This window comes from Nonomuraea sp. NPDC003709 (assembly GCF_040610775.1).
GTDB classification, from domain to species: Bacteria; Actinomycetota; Actinomycetes; order Streptosporangiales; family Streptosporangiaceae; genus Nonomuraea; species Nonomuraea angiospora_A.
The window spans coordinates 1-14,793 of the sequence record NZ_JBEXMW010000019.1 but is presented as its reverse complement, the minus strand read 5'-3'; the positions used below and the strand labels follow the sequence as shown (position 1 = coordinate 14,793).

The 14,793-nt window shown below is 73.9% G+C and carries 11 protein-coding genes; 9 read left to right on the top strand and 2 right to left on the bottom strand.

The genetic code is table 11. The annotated features are described in order from the left end of the window. Nucleotides 1-75: 75 nt before the first annotated feature. Entirely contained in the window at nucleotides 76-1,569 is a 1,494-nt protein-coding gene (locus ABZX61_RS43690; RefSeq protein WP_355203327.1) for a carboxylesterase family protein, read from the top strand. A 111-nt stretch (nucleotides 1,570-1,680) separates the two neighbouring features. Then, entirely contained in the window at nucleotides 1,681-2,520 is an 840-nt protein-coding gene (locus ABZX61_RS43685) for a helix-turn-helix domain-containing protein (protein ID WP_355203324.1), read from the top strand. A gap of 109 nt (nucleotides 2,521-2,629) precedes the next feature. On the opposite strand, the gene ABZX61_RS43680 is transcribed toward ABZX61_RS43685, so the two are convergent. Beyond that, entirely contained in the window at nucleotides 2,630-3,628 is a 999-nt protein-coding gene (locus ABZX61_RS43680; protein WP_355203321.1) for a winged helix-turn-helix domain-containing protein, read from the bottom strand. Between the two features lie 96 nt (nucleotides 3,629-3,724). Here ABZX61_RS43680 and ABZX61_RS43675 point away from each other — a divergent pair, with 96 nt between their 5' ends. The 6 genes from ABZX61_RS43675 to ABZX61_RS43650 all read left to right on the top strand — a co-directional run bounded on the left by ABZX61_RS43675 (nucleotide 3,725) and on the right by ABZX61_RS43650 (nucleotide 12,955). Further along, a complete protein-coding gene (locus ABZX61_RS43675) occupies nucleotides 3,725-5,293 on the top strand; it encodes a serine/threonine-protein kinase (RefSeq protein ID WP_355203318.1) in 1,569 nt (522 codons plus the stop codon). 1 nt (nucleotide 5,294) lies between these two features. Beyond that, nucleotides 5,295-7,007, top strand: coding sequence for a serine/threonine-protein kinase (locus tag ABZX61_RS43670; protein ID WP_355203315.1), 1,713 nt, complete (start codon nucleotides 5,295-5,297; stop codon nucleotides 7,005-7,007). Continuing rightward, the gene (locus tag ABZX61_RS43665) at nucleotides 7,004-8,335 is read left to right on the top strand and encodes a serine/threonine-protein kinase (protein ID WP_355203312.1); all 1,332 of its coding nucleotides are present in this window, start codon (nucleotides 7,004-7,006) and stop codon (nucleotides 8,333-8,335) included. The genes ABZX61_RS43670 and ABZX61_RS43665 overlap by 4 nt, the downstream gene beginning before the upstream one ends. Next, complete coding sequence (locus tag ABZX61_RS43660; RefSeq protein WP_355203310.1) at nucleotides 8,332-9,837, top strand: protein kinase; 1,506 nt, start codon at nucleotides 8,332-8,334, stop codon at nucleotides 9,835-9,837. The genes ABZX61_RS43665 and ABZX61_RS43660 overlap by 4 nt, the downstream gene beginning before the upstream one ends. A 31-nt stretch (nucleotides 9,838-9,868) precedes the next feature. Next, a complete protein-coding gene (locus ABZX61_RS43655) occupies nucleotides 9,869-10,885 on the top strand; it encodes an aminotransferase class V-fold PLP-dependent enzyme (protein ID WP_355203307.1) in 1,017 nt (338 codons plus the stop codon). Between the two features lie 243 nt (nucleotides 10,886-11,128). Beyond that, on the top strand, nucleotides 11,129-12,955 hold the full coding sequence (locus ABZX61_RS43650; RefSeq protein WP_355203304.1) for a rhamnogalacturonan lyase: 1,827 nt from the start codon (nucleotides 11,129-11,131) through the stop codon (nucleotides 12,953-12,955). A 4-nt stretch (nucleotides 12,956-12,959) separates the two neighbouring features. Here the strand turns inward: ABZX61_RS43650 and ABZX61_RS43645 are convergent, their stop codons facing one another. After that, nucleotides 12,960-14,045, bottom strand: a complete 1,086-nt coding sequence (locus ABZX61_RS43645) for a helix-turn-helix domain-containing protein (protein ID WP_355203301.1) — start codon at nucleotides 14,043-14,045, stop codon at nucleotides 12,960-12,962. 113 nt (nucleotides 14,046-14,158) lie between these two features. Here ABZX61_RS43645 and ABZX61_RS43640 point away from each other — a divergent pair. Beyond that, on the top strand, nucleotides 14,159-14,793 hold a 635-nt coding region (locus ABZX61_RS43640), incomplete at its 3' end, for a LacI family DNA-binding transcriptional regulator (protein WP_355203298.1).

Sequence of the window (14,793 nt, the reverse complement as noted above, 5' to 3'; positions counted from 1 at the left end):
GCGCTTGTGATGCTCGATCTCGCGTCAGGCACGGCTCCACGTGCGACGGCCGCGGAGCTCCGAGCGACGGGAGAGATGATGACGAACACCGTGGACAGCGCGCCAGGGGCTCAGGTGGCGACTGGCCGGCTGCGGGGCCGGACGGACCGGGGAGTGGCGGCGTTCCTCGGGATCCCGTACGCCGCCCCGCCCTTCGGAGCGCGCCGCATGCGGCCTCCGGAGCCACCCGCGCGGTGGGAGGGCGAGCGCCGCGCCGCCGATTACGGGCCGACCTGCCCGAAGGGCGACGACGGCCTGGAGAGCGCGGCGCTGTTCCCGGAGGTCGTGATCCCTGGCGAGGAATGCCTGAACCTCAACGTGTGGACCCCCGATCCCGGGGGATCCGGCCTGCCGGTGCTGGTCTGGATCCACGGCGGTATGTTCACGCAGGGGTCCGGATCCGTCGCCGGCTACCGCGGCACGTCCTTCGCCCGCGACGGGGTCGTGTGCGTCACGATCAACTACCGGCTCGGCGCCGAGGGCTTCCTCCACCTCGATGACGGCACCGCCAACCTGGGACTGCTGGACCAGATCGCCGCGCTCGAGTGGGTCCAGGGCAACATCGCCGCGTTCGGCGGCGATCCGGGGAGGGTGACCGTCGCCGGCCAGTCCGCCGGGGCCATGAGCGTCGTCACTCTCATGGCCATGCCCCGCGCCCGAGGACTGTTCCGCCAGGCGGTCACCCAGAGCGGGGCGGTCGCCCAGACGCTCACGGCCGAGGCCGCCGCGGGCGTCGCCTCAAGGCTGGCCGAGTCGCTCGGGGTGGCCCCGACCCGCGAGGCCTTCGGCGAGGTGCCGGCCGAACGGCTCGGGCGGGCGGCGTCCGTCCTCTTCAAGGAGGTCCAGGCCGCCTCGGATCCGGCCAGGTGGGCGAGCCTCCCCTTCGCCCCGGTCGTCGACGGCGACACCCTGCCCGACCATCCGCTCGACGCGTTGAGGAAGGGCGCCGGCAGCGGCGTACGGCTCCTGGCCGGGTGGAACCGGGACGACACCCGGATCGGCCTCGTCCCCACCGGCATGATCGACATCGTCGACGAGCCCATCCTGGCCGCGGTCGTGGGCGCCCTCGGCGCGCCCGGCGGGACGGTCGAGCGCTACCGGGCGGCGCGGCCGGGTGCGAGCAGCGGCGACCTGCTCGCCGCCGTGACCACCGACTGCTTCGTCCGGGTTCCGGCGATCCGGGTCGCCGAGGCACGCCTCGAGGCCGGCGAGGCCGACACCTGGATGTACCGCTTCGACCACGAGTCGCCGAACTTCGCCGGCCGCCTCGGCGCCGCCCACGCCGTGGAGCTCCCGTACGTGTTCGACCTCCTCGATGAGGAGTCGAGCCACGCACTCATCGGCGACGACCCACCACAGGTCGTCGCCGATACGGCCCACGGCGCCTGGGTCCGCTTCGTCGCCGACGGCGACCCCGGCTGGCCCCGATACGACCTGGCCGGCCGGGCCACCGCGCTGATCGACGAAGGAATCACCGTGGTCGACGACCCCGGCGGTGCCGAGCGCGAGGTGTGGACCGGCCGGCTCTGACCGGGCTTGTCATCCGGTGACCGGCCGTGCGGCCCGACTCGGCCACCGGCCGGCAGCTCGCCGCTGACCGGGGATTGTCGCGTTGTGGACACCGCGAACTACCATGTCGGCGTGCGACCAGCCGAGCCGGTTCGCGCCGGTGCGCCTCGATGGCAGATCACGGTCCCGTCGCGGCCCGGCCGGCTGCCGGGGGTCGTGATGGCGGGGTTCAGCGACCGGGCGAACGAGTTCCGCGACGTCGCGCTGGTCCCGCACCCCGCGGTCACGGTGATCTTCGACCTCGGCGACCAGCCGTTCGTCGTCGAGGACGGCCGTGGTGCGCGGCAGCGAGAACGCGTCGTCGCCGGACTCGCACCCAACGGGGCCCGAGGGCGGGGGATGGCCAGAAGCTCCGAGTGCCTCCAGGTGCGGCTTTCGCCGATGGTCGCGCACGCGGTCCTGGGCGCCTCCTCGGAGCTGGGCGGGACGGTGGTCGCCCTCGATGACCTTTGGGGACGAGACGCCGTACGAACCCAGGAGCGACTGCGTGCCGCCGGGTCGTGGGAGGAGCGATTCGCGATCGCGGAGGCCGCGCTTGCCCGGCGGGAGGACGCGGGCCGGGCTGTCGACCCGGAAGTCGCCTTCTCCTGGGGGCAGATGGTGGCCGCCCGAGGGCGGATCCGGGTCGAACGACTGGTCACCGAGACCGGATGGAGCCGTAAGCGCCTCTGGTCTCGGTTCCGCGCCCAGGTCGGCCTCACCCCCAAGCGGGTCGCCCAGCTCATCCGCTTCGACCACGCGGCCCACCGTCTCGCCGCCGGCCACCGTGCCGCCTCGGTGGCGGCGGAAAGCGGCTACGCCGACCAGTCGCACCTTCACAGAGACGTCGTGGCCTTCGCCGGGATGACGCCGACCGCGGTCGCGCTCTCGCCGTTCCTCGCACTCGACGACGTCGCGTGGCGCCATCGATGAACTCCTGCATGGGCACCTCTTCACCGGCGCCGCGACACACGCGAAGCTCGCGGAACCGCACCCGTAGATCCAGGTGGCGCGGGCAGGCCTGGCATTTCGAACAGGACCGCTACTTCGAGGCCGGCGGCACAGGCCCGAGCAGGCCGCTGCCCAGCGGGGTCAGCAGGTTGAGCACGGCGGGGCCCCGGCGCACGCTCCTGATCAGGCCCGCCTCCCGCAGCACCTTCGCGTGCCGGCTGGCCGCCGCCAGCGACACGCCCGCCCGCCGCGCCAGCTCCGTGGTGGTGGCCCCGCCGTCGGCGGCCTGCAGGACGGCGGCGCGGGCTGCGCCGATCAGCGCCTCCACCGAGCCCGGCGTCCGCTCGCCCGGCTGCCACCGGAACGCGGCGTCGATGGGATAGATCAGCACCGGCGGCAGTTCGGGGTCGGCCAGCGAGACCGGCACGCGGCGGCAGAAGAAGGACGGCACCAGCGTCAGCCCCCGGCCGTGCAGGTGCAGGTCGCGGTCCACGCTGTAGTCGACCTCCAGTACCGGCGAGCGCCAGCGCATCATCGGCTTCATGCTGCTCAGCAGGCCCTCCACGCCGGAGTTGAGCAGGTGACCGGCGCGCCAGGCCCGGTCGGCCTCCACCGCGGGCTGGATGAGGTCGTGGTACGGGGCGATGGCCGCGGCGTGGTAGCCGGCCAGGGCGGCGGCCAGCTCGGCCACGGGCGCGGACGGGCGGTCGGCGAGCGCGCCCAGCCAGGCGGGGATGGGCACGTGCCGGGCGAGCAGCTCCAGCTCGTGGCGGAACCGGCGGCTCGGGGTGGCGCGCAACGCGTCGAGCCCGGCCTGCAGACCCTCGCGGGCCGCCGCCGGCGTGAGGAAGTCGGGGAAGTACGGCGCCTCGGGCGCCAGCGCGGTCAGCCAGCGCAGGCCGGAGGCCATCCTGGAAAGCCTGGCCGGGCTCTCGCGCAGGGCGCGCTCCCAGGGCCGGAAGGCCGGCGCCTTGTCCTTGTCCTGCAGCCGGAAACTGCTGAGCACGACCTCCCACAACGGGTCCGCGCCCGCGGCCACTGTCGTGCGCGCCACGTCGTCCGCCGTGAAATGAATGCGCAGCAGCCCCACGAACCCTCTTCTCGGACACCGGCGAGCAGCTTGTTTTCACTAGGCTGCAAAGGGTCTGGCCGAGGCATCGTACCAACGACCACCATGTGACCAACGATGATCGACAATCCCCCCGAGTCCCTGTTATCCGAGCGCTACCGGCTGATCCGGGCGCTCGGCCGAGGCGGCATGGGCACCGTCTGGCTCGCCCGTGACGAGACGCTCGACCGCGAGGTCGCGGTCAAGGAGGTGCTGCTCTCGCCCGACATCGCGGCGGAGGAGCGCGCCGAGCTGTGCGAGCGCACGGTGCGGGAGGCGTACGCGGCGGCGCGGCTGAGCCATCCGGGCATCGCCACCGTCCACGACGTGTTCTCCGAGGACGGCCGCCCGTGGATCGTCATGGAGCTGCTGCGCGGGCGCACGCTGCAGGACTCGATCCGCGACGACGGCCCATGGGCGCCGCAGCGGGTGGCCCGGCTCGGCGCCGACCTGCTGACGGCCCTGTCGGTCGCGCACCGGCAGGGCATCCAGCACCGCGACGTCAAGCCCGGCAACGTGTTCCTGTGCGACGACGGCCGGGCGGTGCTGACGGACTTCGGCATCGCCAGGATCGACGGCCAGGTCACCATCACGCAGTCGGGGCTGCTGATCGGCTCGCCGGGGTTCATCGCGCCGGAGCGGTTGCGGGGCGAGCGCGGCGGGCCGCAGTCGGACCTGTGGTCGCTGGCCGCCACGCTGTACACGGCGGTGGAGGGCACCTCGCCGTTCCACACCGCGTCACCGCTGGCGACGCTGCACCGGGTGCTCACCGAGGATCCGAGGCCGTCCGCGCGGGCGGGTGCGGCGCTGGGGCCGGTGCTGCTGCGCATGTTGTCGCGCGAGGCCGCCGACCGCCCGGACCCCGCGCCGGCGGGCCGGTGGCTGGAGGCCGCCGCCTCCGGCGTACCGGCTCCCATAGACCGTCCCCGGCGTCCGCGCCCGCACCTCGGCAGGGCCGTTCCGGTGGCCGCCGCCGTCGCCGGGCTCGCCGTCGTCGGGACCCTCGCCTGGTACGGCGTCGCCCGCGACACCCCTGACCCGCCGCCGCCCCGCGCGGCCGCCCCGCCCGCGTCCGCCGCCGCTCCCCCGGCCGCAACCCTGCCGGCGAAGGAGCCGGCGAAGGGCAGGTTCACGGTGCCGGTCGACTTCTGCACGCTGCTCACCGGCGCGCAGGTCAAGGAGACGGCGTACGGGCGCGAGCTGAAGCGCGACCACGAGGAGGACGGCTGCGCCTGGACGAAGCGGAAGGTCGGGCTCTCCGTCAAGCCCACGAAGGCCCAGAACAAGGACTACTGGGAGGCCCTCCCCGTGGAGGCCCACGAGGAGTTCCTCAACAAGCGGACCATCAACGGCGACGCGTCCAGCGGCGGGGTGTGGCAGTGGGGCTCCGTCGGGATGCAGTGGCCGATCGGCACCACGTCCACCGCCGCCACCCCGGTCGCCGGGGTCGGTGAGGAGGCGTTCCAGTACGACGTCTCCGAGCGGAAGTCGGGCACCATGGTGAGGTCCAACGTCGTGTTCCGGGTCAGCAACATGGTGGTGGAGGTCGAGTACGTCGACTTCGACGGCACGGAGGCGGCGCGGGTGCGCTCGGCCGCGCTGCGGGCCGCCAACCTCACGGCCGCCGCGCTTAGCAGGCGGAGGTGACATGACGTCGCTGATCGGAGGCAGGTACCGGCTCATCGAGCCCGTCGGCGAGGGCGGCATGGGCGTCGTCTGGCGCGCCCGCGACGAGAGCCTGGGGCGGGAGGTGGCGGTCAAGCGGGTGCGGCTGGCCCCCGGGCTGGACGCCGCGTCGCGGGCCGCCCTGTGCGACCGCGCGCTGGCCGAGGCGAGGACGGCCGCCGCGCTGCGGCATCCCTCGATCGTGGCCGTGCACGACCTGATCGTCGAGGACGGGGATCCGGCGATCGTGATGGAGCTGGTCCACGGGCCGTCCCTGGAGCAGGTCCTCCGCGAGAACGGGCCGCTGCCCGCGCGCCGCGCGGCCGAGATCGGGCTGCGGGTGCTGTCCGCACTGGCGGCCACGCACGCGGCGGGGGTGCTGCATCGCGACGTCAAGCCGGCCAACGTGCTGCTGGCGGGGGACGGGCGCGTGGTGCTGACGGACTTCGGCATCGCCACCCTGGTCGGCGGCCTGCCCGGCACACCGGTCGGCACCCCCGGCTACACGGCCCCCGAATGCCTGCACGCTCCCGGCACAGGCCACGCGCCCAGCACAGGCCACGCTCCCAGCGCAGAGCACGCCCGCACCACAGACCACGTCCCCGCCACGGACCACACCCTCATCCAGCCCACAGGCCCGAGCGATGGTCACGCCACCGACCGGACCGTGGTTCAACCCACCGACCCGACCGGTGCGGGGCCTGCGGATCGGACCGCCATCCAGCCGACCGGCCCGACGTCGCCACGAGCCGCCGGGCCCGGATCGGATGCCTGGTCAGGGGCCGCGGGACCGGCCTCGGATCTGTGGTCGCTGGCCGCCACCCTCTACACCGCCGTCGAAGGGCGCGGCCCGTTCGCCAGGGACAGCGCCGTCGCCACGCTGAGCGCCGTCCTCACCGAGCCACCCACCCCTTCGGGGAGCGTGCTGTGGCCGGTGCTGGCCGCCGCGCTGGACAAGGATCCACACAAGCGTCCCGGTGCAGAACGGCTCCGGGGCTGGCTGGAGGCGGTCGTGCAGGGGCCGGCCGCTACAGCCGTACTTCCCGAACCGCCGCGGGCCACCCCGCCCGGGGTGCGGCTACCGGTCGTGCTGGGCGCCCTGGCCGTCGCGGCCCTGGTGGGCGCGGGCGCGGTCGTCGTACCCCAGCTCGGGAGAACCTCCGCGGCGGCCCCCGCGTCCGTCGCCGCCGCACCGTCGGCGACGGACGGGGCGGGGCGGTTCGCCGCAATCCCGCGCGCGTGCGGCCTCCTCACCCCGGAGCAGGCCGCCAAGGCCGTCCCGAAGGCGCTGATCATGCCGAGGGAGAACGCCGAATGCACCTGGCATCAGAGCCTGGCCAAGGAATCCCGGTCGCTGCGGCTCGAACTGGAGATGCAGGAGCCGACCGGCACCCATGCGGAGATCGCGCTGGCCGCCGACGACTTCAACTCGCGGCGCGACGAGGCCGAACGGAGCAGGAAATACTCCTCCCTGGGCAAGAGCTCCGAGATCACCGACCTCAAGGGGCTCGGCGACGAGGCGATGACGTGGACCGTCACCGACGATCGCCGGCCGCAGACCGAGGTCGCGATCGTCTTCCGGGTGAGCAACCTGGTGGCCAAGCTGACGCTGCGGCGTGAGGTCGCCAAGGACCCCACCCTGCCCGAGCAGGCGGGCGCCGCGGCCCGTTCGGTCGTCGAGGCGCTGACGCGATGAGGGGCACCGTACTGGCGGGACGCTACACCCTGGTCGAGCCGCTCGGCCCGGGCGGCGGCACCTGGCTGGCCAGGGACGAGGTCCTGCACCGCGACGTGGCCGTCAAGCGAATCCCCCTCACCACCGCCCGGCCGGGCTCAGGGGCGGGTGAGCGGGAGCGGGTGCTGGCCGAGGCCAGGTTCGCGGCGTCGCTGAGCCATCCCGGGCTCGTCACCGTGCACGACGTCCTCACCTCCGGCCCTCAGCCCTGGGTCGTCATGGACCTCATCAGGGGCGGCTCGCTCGACCGGATCACCGCCGCCGAGGGGCCGCTGGAGCCGGGCCGGATCGCCGCGATGGGGCTGCGACTGCTCGACGCGCTGGCCGTCGTCCACGCGCACGGGCACGTGCACGGCGCGGTCACGCCGGACAACGTCCTCATCGCCGCCACCGGCGAGACCGTCCTCGCGGGCCTCGGCACCACCACGCCGGACGCCGCCCCCGCCCTCGATGTGCGCATGCTCGTCACCACCCTCATGTTCGCCCTGGACGGGGGCTCCACGCCCCACCCGGGCAACGCGGCCGCCTCCCCAGCGCTCCTTCCCCAGCTGCGGGAGGCGGCCGCGTTCCGGGCCGCGCTCTACCGGGCGCGCGACGGGGCGGAGGTCCGTGCCGTCCTCGCCGAGGCGGCGGCCCGCGCGGCGGCCGTCGCGGCCGAGGTGCGGACCGTGCCCACCGAGGTCAGGTCCGCGAGCGGGCGCCGTACGCTCTGGGTGTCGGTCACCGCCGCGACCGCGCTCGTGGCCACCGTGGCGGCCCTCGCCGTCGCCAGACCCGGCACCGCGACCCGCCACTCGACCGCCACCACCACCCCCGCCACCCCGACCGCGACCCCGAGCCGGTCCCGGACCGCGGCGGCGGCCCCCTCCCCCGACCCGTGCGCGGTGGTCGTCCCCACGGACCGGGTGCTGCCGAGCAAGTCGTCCACGTGCTCCGTCACCGTGGACGGCGCCGGCGTCACGATCAAGACCCAGCCGAACGTGGACACCGCGCGCAAGGTGTTCGACGCCCTCCGCATACGCCGGCAGTCGCAGACCGGCACCTCGAAGGTGGAGCGCGCGGTCACCACCCCCGTCAAGAACGTGCCCGGCCTCGGCGACGAGTGCTTCTCCCAGGACACCACCGTGGGCATCCTGTCCAGCGTGAGCAGCAACGTCTGGCTGCGTGTCCGCACGATGGTGATCGAGGTGTCCGTGATGGGGAACGGCTCCGCGGTCACCTCCGAGATGCGGGACACCGCCATGCGCGCGGCACGCACCACCGCGGCCAGACTCCAGGGGAAATCATGAGCGGCGACCGCTTCCACCCGATCGGCCCCCTCGCCCAGGGCGCGCCCGGCCGCGCTCTGCGGGTGTTCGACCGCCGCACCGGCATGGAGGTGGCGGCCAAGCGCCTGCCGCTCCCGGAGGGCCGGGCCGACTTCGACGAGGTACGCCGGCAGGCCATGGCCGCGGGGAGCCTGCGGCACCCGTCGATCCACCCCGTCCACGAGGTCGTCGGCGTCGGCGCCGAGGTGTGGATCCTCTCCCCGATCGTCAACGGCTGGTCCCTGCGCGCCGAACTCCACCAGCGCGCCGCCCTCGGCCCGGCCGCGGCCGCCGCGATCGGCCTGCGCGTGCTGGACGCGCTGACGTACGCGCACCGGCACGGCGTCACCCACGGCAACCTGCACCCGGGCAACGTCCTGCTGGCCCCGGGCGGCCACGTGGTGCTGAACGACTTCGCCATCCCGGCCCTGGCCACCGTAACGGCCGCCAGGCTGCCCGGCTTCACGGCACCGGAGCCCACCCCCGACGACGGTGACGGGGTCGTGCCGGAGCCTGCCGCCGACCTTTGGGCGCTCGGCGCGATCCTCTACGCGGCGGCGCTCGGCAGGCCGCCCTTCGTCCGGGCCACACCCGCCGCCACCGCGGAGGCCGTCCGGCAGGGGATCGCGATCGAGGCGAAGGACCCGTTCACCGCCCTCCTGCGCGACCTCCTCGACCCCGACTCGGCCCGCCGCCCGGACGCGGCCGCCGTCCACGCGGCCCTGCGGGGCGCCGCCGCGCGGCCGGCCTTCGAGGTCGCGACCGTCACGGTCGGCGGCGTCGAGATCGTCGGCCGGCCCGTCCCCGCCGACGCCCCCGCCCCTCCCCCGGCCCCGGCCAAGGGCTCGACGCGCGTCAGGCCGGCCGCTCTCATCCCCGCCGTGGCCGTCGCCGCGGTCCTGGGCGCGGGTCTCGCGCTGCTCGTCCCCGTCGGCGCCACCGCGGCGCCCCCGGCCGCCGCCTCCGGCACGGGCCCGGCCGCCGCGCCCGTGCCGGACGACATCCCGCCGTTCGCCAAACCCCCCGAACCGTGCAAGCTGGTCTCCGACGACCTCGTACGGGAGCTCGCCCCCTCGGCGGGCAAACCGTTCACGTACGTCAAGGGCGACTTCACCTCGTGCTCGTGGAAGAGCGACTACGCGATCCCGGAGGCCAAGCGCGGCGAGCTGTCCATCACGCTGAACACGCTGGACAGCGAGACGATGTCGGACGCCACGTTCGACCTCTCGAAGCGGGTCGCGTCCCGGCTGCACACGAACTACCGCGAGGTCGACGGCCTGGCCCACGACGCGTTCACCTACACCGACGCCGCGACGAGCAGCCTCAGACGGTACAAGGTGACGTACGAGTTCCGGCTGAGCAACCTCCAGGGAACGGTCGAGTACGGCCGCTCGGTGGGCGTCGACCCGGACGGCTCCATAGCCGGGAACGCCGAGAAGCTCACCCGCCTGGTCATCGGCCGCCTGCTGAAACGCCCCAACTGAAACCGGCGGCCGGCGACCTTAGGCTGGCCCCATGGACATCGCCTCGGCGCACGACCTCTGGGACGCCGACCCCGGCTGGCTCAACACCGCCTCCTACGGCCTGCCCCCTCGCCACGCCTTCGAAGAGCTCCAAGCCGTCCTCACCGAATGGCGGCACGGCAGCGGCGACTGGAAACCATGGGACGCCTCGGTGGGCCGTTCCCGCGCCGCCTTCGCCCGGCTCGTCGGCGCGCCTGTCGCCGACATCACCGTCAGCTCCACCGCCTCCCAGATCATGTCCACGGTCGCCACCGCGCTGCCGCCGGGCGCGCGCGTCCTGGTGCCGGAGATCGAGTTCACCAGCAACCTGTTTCCGTGGGCGGTGGCCGCCGAGGTCGAGACCGTGCCCGCCGACCGGCTGGCCGACGCCGTCACCGGCTCCACCGACGCCGTCGCCTTCAGCCTCGTCCAGTCCGCCACCGGGTACGTCGCCCCGCTCCAGGACATCGTGGCCGCCGCCCGGGCCCACGACGCGCTGGTCATCGCCGACTCCTCCCAGGCCTGCGGCTGGCTGCCGGTCCGGGTCGAGGGCATCGACGCGCTGGCCTGCGCCGCGTACAAGTGGCTGATGGCGCCGCGCGGGGCCGCGTTCGGCTACCTGTCGCCCCGCCTGCGCGAGCGCATGCGCCCGCTGGCGGCCAACTGGTACGCCGGGGCCGACGAGGGCGGCTCCTACTACGGCCCGCCGCTGCGGCTCGCGCCGGACGCCCGCGCGTTCGACCTGTCGCCGGCCTGGTTCTCGTACGTCGGCGCCGCCCCGGCCATCGAGCTGCTCGACGAGCTCGGCGTCGAGCGGATCCGCGACCACAATGTCGCCCTCGCCAACCGTTTCAGGGCCGGGCTCGGCCTCGAACCGTCCGACTCGGCCATCGTCTCCGTGGACGCCCCCGGCGAGCGCCTGGAGGCGGCCGGCATCCGCGCGGCCGTGCGGGCGGGCAAGGTGCGGGCCAGCTTCCACGTCTACACCACCGCCGACGACGTCGACCGCGCGCTGGACGCCCTCACCTGACGAGGCCGTGACTCGGTCATGACAGCGGACCCTTGCGAGCGGGAGACGGGGCCGCTTTAATACGCCGGGCCGCGGACGCGGCGACCCCGTTTGCCGACGAGGAGACATTGTGGCCATTTCCGCAGGTCTGACATTCGTCCCTGACATCCGCGGTCCCGGCCTGCGTCCGTTAACGCTAACACCCCGATGAAACTTTCTTTTTCGCCCATCGGGAAAGCGCTTACCAAGAAGGGAACCGAGCGAATGCGCTTACGACTGGCCGGCGCGGCGGCAGTCCTCGCCCTGGCTACGACGATCAGCGGTGTCCCCGCCCACGCCGCCCCGCCCACGAAGCAGATGGAGGACCTCGACCGCGGCCTGACCAGCGTCCGGTCCGGTTCGGGCAACCTCGTGTCCTGGCGGCTGCTCGGCACCGACCCCGACGGCGTGGCCTTCAACGTGTACCGGGGCTCGACCAGGGTCGCCACGAACCTCACCGCCTCCACCAACTATCTCGACAACGGCGCCGCCGCCGACGCCTCGTACACGGTCAGGGCGGTGGTCGGCGGGGCCGAGCAGGCAGCCTCGCCCGCCTCGCTCCGCTTCACCGGCGGCTCGCACCTCGACGTGCCGATCCAGCCGCCGTCGGGCGGCACGACGCCGGACGGGGTCGCCTACACCTACAACGCCAACGACGCCAGCGTGGGCGACGTGGACGGCGACGGCCGGTACGAGATCGTGCTCAAGTGGGACCCGACCAACGCCAAGGACAACTCCCAGTCGGGCTACACCGGCAACGTGTACGTGGACGCGTACCGGCTGGACGGCACCCGCCTGTGGCGCATCGACCTGGGCCGCAACATCCGCGCGGGCGCCCACTACACCCAGTTCCAGGTGTACGACTACGACGGCGACGGCCGGGCCGAGGTCGCGATGAAGACCGCCGACGGCACCAGGGACGGCGTGGGCACGGTCATCGGCAACGCGTCGGCCGACTACCGCAACTCCAGCGGCTACGTCCTGTCCGGCCCCGAATACCTGACGATGTTCGACGGCCAGACCGGCGCCGCCAGGTCCACGGTCTCCTACGACCCGCCCCGCGGCACCGTGTCGAGCTGGGGCGACTCGTACGGCAACCGGGTGGACCGCTTCCTGGCCGGCACCGCGTACCTGGACGGCGAACGCCCCTCGCTGATCATGGCCCGCGGCTACTACACCCGTTCCGTCATCGCCGCCTGGGACTTCCGCAACGGCACGCTCACCAAGCGCTGGACGTTCGACAGCAACTCGGCGGGCTCCCAGTGGACCGGCCAGGGCAGCCACAGCCTGTCCGTCGGGGACGTCGACCAGGACGGCAGGGACGAGATCGTGTACGGCGCCATGGCCGTCAACGACAACGGCACCGGCATGTGGACCACGGGCACCGGCCACGGCGACGCCCAGCACCTGGGCGACTTCGACCCGGGCAGGGCGGGTCTGGAGTACTTCAAGGTGAGCGAGTCGGGCTCCCAGCCGTCCTCGCTCTACATCGACCCGCGCACCGGCCAGATCCTCTGGTCCACCCCCGCCAACGGCGACAACGGCCGCGGCGTGGCCGGCGACATCTCGATGGTCAGGATCGCCAGTGAGTTCTGGTCCGCGGCCGACGGCAATCTGCGCAGCGTCACCGGCAACAACGCCGGCCGCAAGCCGTCCTCGGTCAACTTCCTCATCTGGTGGGACGCCGACCCGCTCCGGGAGCTGCTCGACCAGACCAGGATCGACAAGTACGGCACCAGCGGCGACACCCGCCTGCTGACCGCCTCCGGCGTGCACTCCAACAACGGCACCAAGGCCACCCCGTCGCTGTCGGCGGACCTGTTCGGCGACTGGCGCGAAGAGGTCGTCTGGCCCACCAGCGACAACCGCGCCCTGCGGATCTACGCCACGACCACGCCCACGGACCGCCGCATCTACACCCTGATGCACGACCCGCTCTACCGGGTGTCGGTCGCGTGGCAGAACACCGCCTACAACCAGCCGCCGCACACGAGCTTCTTCATCGGCGACGGCATGCCCACCCCGCCCAGACCGAACATCTACGTCCGCTGACGCACTACTGGTCGGTACGGGGGAGGGCGGGTCCGGTGACGGCCGCGGCGTGGGCGGCGCCCCGGCCGTGGGCGCGGGCGACGATCCGGCCCGCGTGGACGCGTACCGCGGCCTCGGTGGCGTCGTCCGCGTCCGGGATCCCGGCGGCCGAGGCGACGGCGGCGTGCTCGTCGAGAACGAGGTGCAGGCCCGGCCGGGGATCCGGGCCGAACACCCGGCGCAGGCTGCCGGCGAGGTCGCCGATCCTGAGCCGTACGAGCCGCCCCAGTTCGGCGGGATCGCCGGTCGCCACGGCGATGGTGACGCGATCCCCCGGGCGGGCGGCGCGGACGGCCTCCTCGGCCGCCTCCAGCCGGCCGGTCCCCAGGACGGCGATCACGCCGTCGGCGTCGAACCTCGTCCGGCGGCCGGTGAGCTCGTCCGGTAGCTCCGCGGGCGGCTCCCAGGTGTCCTGGACGGCTCGTGCGGGGGTGACGTAGGGCAGGTGGGGCGGGTCCCACGTGTCGGCGAGGTCGAGGCCGGCCAGGTGCCGGCAGGCGCGGGCCACGTCGAAGGGGTCGCCGAAGCCGGGCGCCGTCTCGGCCAGGTGAGCGGCTCCGCTCAGCAGCGTGAGGACCAGCTCGGCCAGCCGCACCCGCCGCGCGTGGCCCGGCGCGCGCGGCTCCAGCGCGAGGGCGAGCAGCAGCGCCTCCAGCCTGCCGAGCTGCCCCAGCGCGGCGCGGCCGGGTTCGTCGTCGAACACCCCGGCCAGCGAGCGCGACTGCAGCCTGCCCCCGGCGGACGTGTCGCCGGTCAGGGGCAGCCGTTCGAGCCACACGCGGGCGAACGCGCCCAGCGCCTCGGCCACGCCGGACGGCGGCGGGCCCTCCTCGGCCGCCACGGGCCCGATCGAGCCGACCAGGACCGCCAGGTAGAGGGCGCGCTTGCTCGGGAAGTTCGAGTAGACCGCGCCGCGGGTCAGCTCGGCCCGTTCAGCGATCCGGTCGACCTTGGCCTCGGCGTATCCGCGCTCGGCGAACTCCTCCCTCGCGGCCGCCAGCACGGCCGCTCGGGTGCGTTCCTGCTGCTGCGCCCGGGTCAGCCTGACCATCGAGCCACACTCCCATCATTCAGATGTTCACATCATCTGATGATAGCCCGCTCTTGACATCGACACGTCCCACAGGCGAATCTGACTACGTAGTCATAACCCAGGAGCCGCGAGTGTCCGACGCCAGGCGAAGGCCCCCGAGCAGCACCGACGTCGCCGCCCTCGCGGGCGTGTCGCAGAAGACGGTCTCGCGGGTGCTCAACGGCGAGCCGTACGTCACCGAGGAGGTCCGCGAGCGGGTGCTGGCCGCGGCGCGCGAGCTCGGCTACCGCCGCAACACCGCGGCCAGGGCGCTCCACCTGGGCCGCTTCCACCGCATCGGGGTCGCCTCGATCGGCAGCTCGCTCTACGGCCCGGCGTCCCTGCTCGTCGCCCTGGAGCGGCAGGCCAGGCAGATCGGGTACGCGTTCGCGGTCGCCTACGCGGGCGAGGGCGGCGCCGTCACGAGCGCGGTCGAGTCGCTGCTGGCCCAGGGCGTGGACGCCGTCGTGATCTCCGACCCGATCGACGGGGACCAGGACCTGCGCGTCGACCCGGACGTGCCCGTGCTGAGCTTCCGGCCGATCCCCGGGCTCGACGGGCCGCGCGTGGTGGTCACCGGCCCGTCCGGCGTGGAAGCGGGCAGGCAGGCGACCGAGCACCTGCTCGGCCTGGGGCACGCCACCGTCTGGCACGTCGCGGGGCCGCACCGGTGGCCGGCGGCGCGCGACCGGGCGCGCGGCTGGCGGGAGGCGCTGGCCGCCGCCGG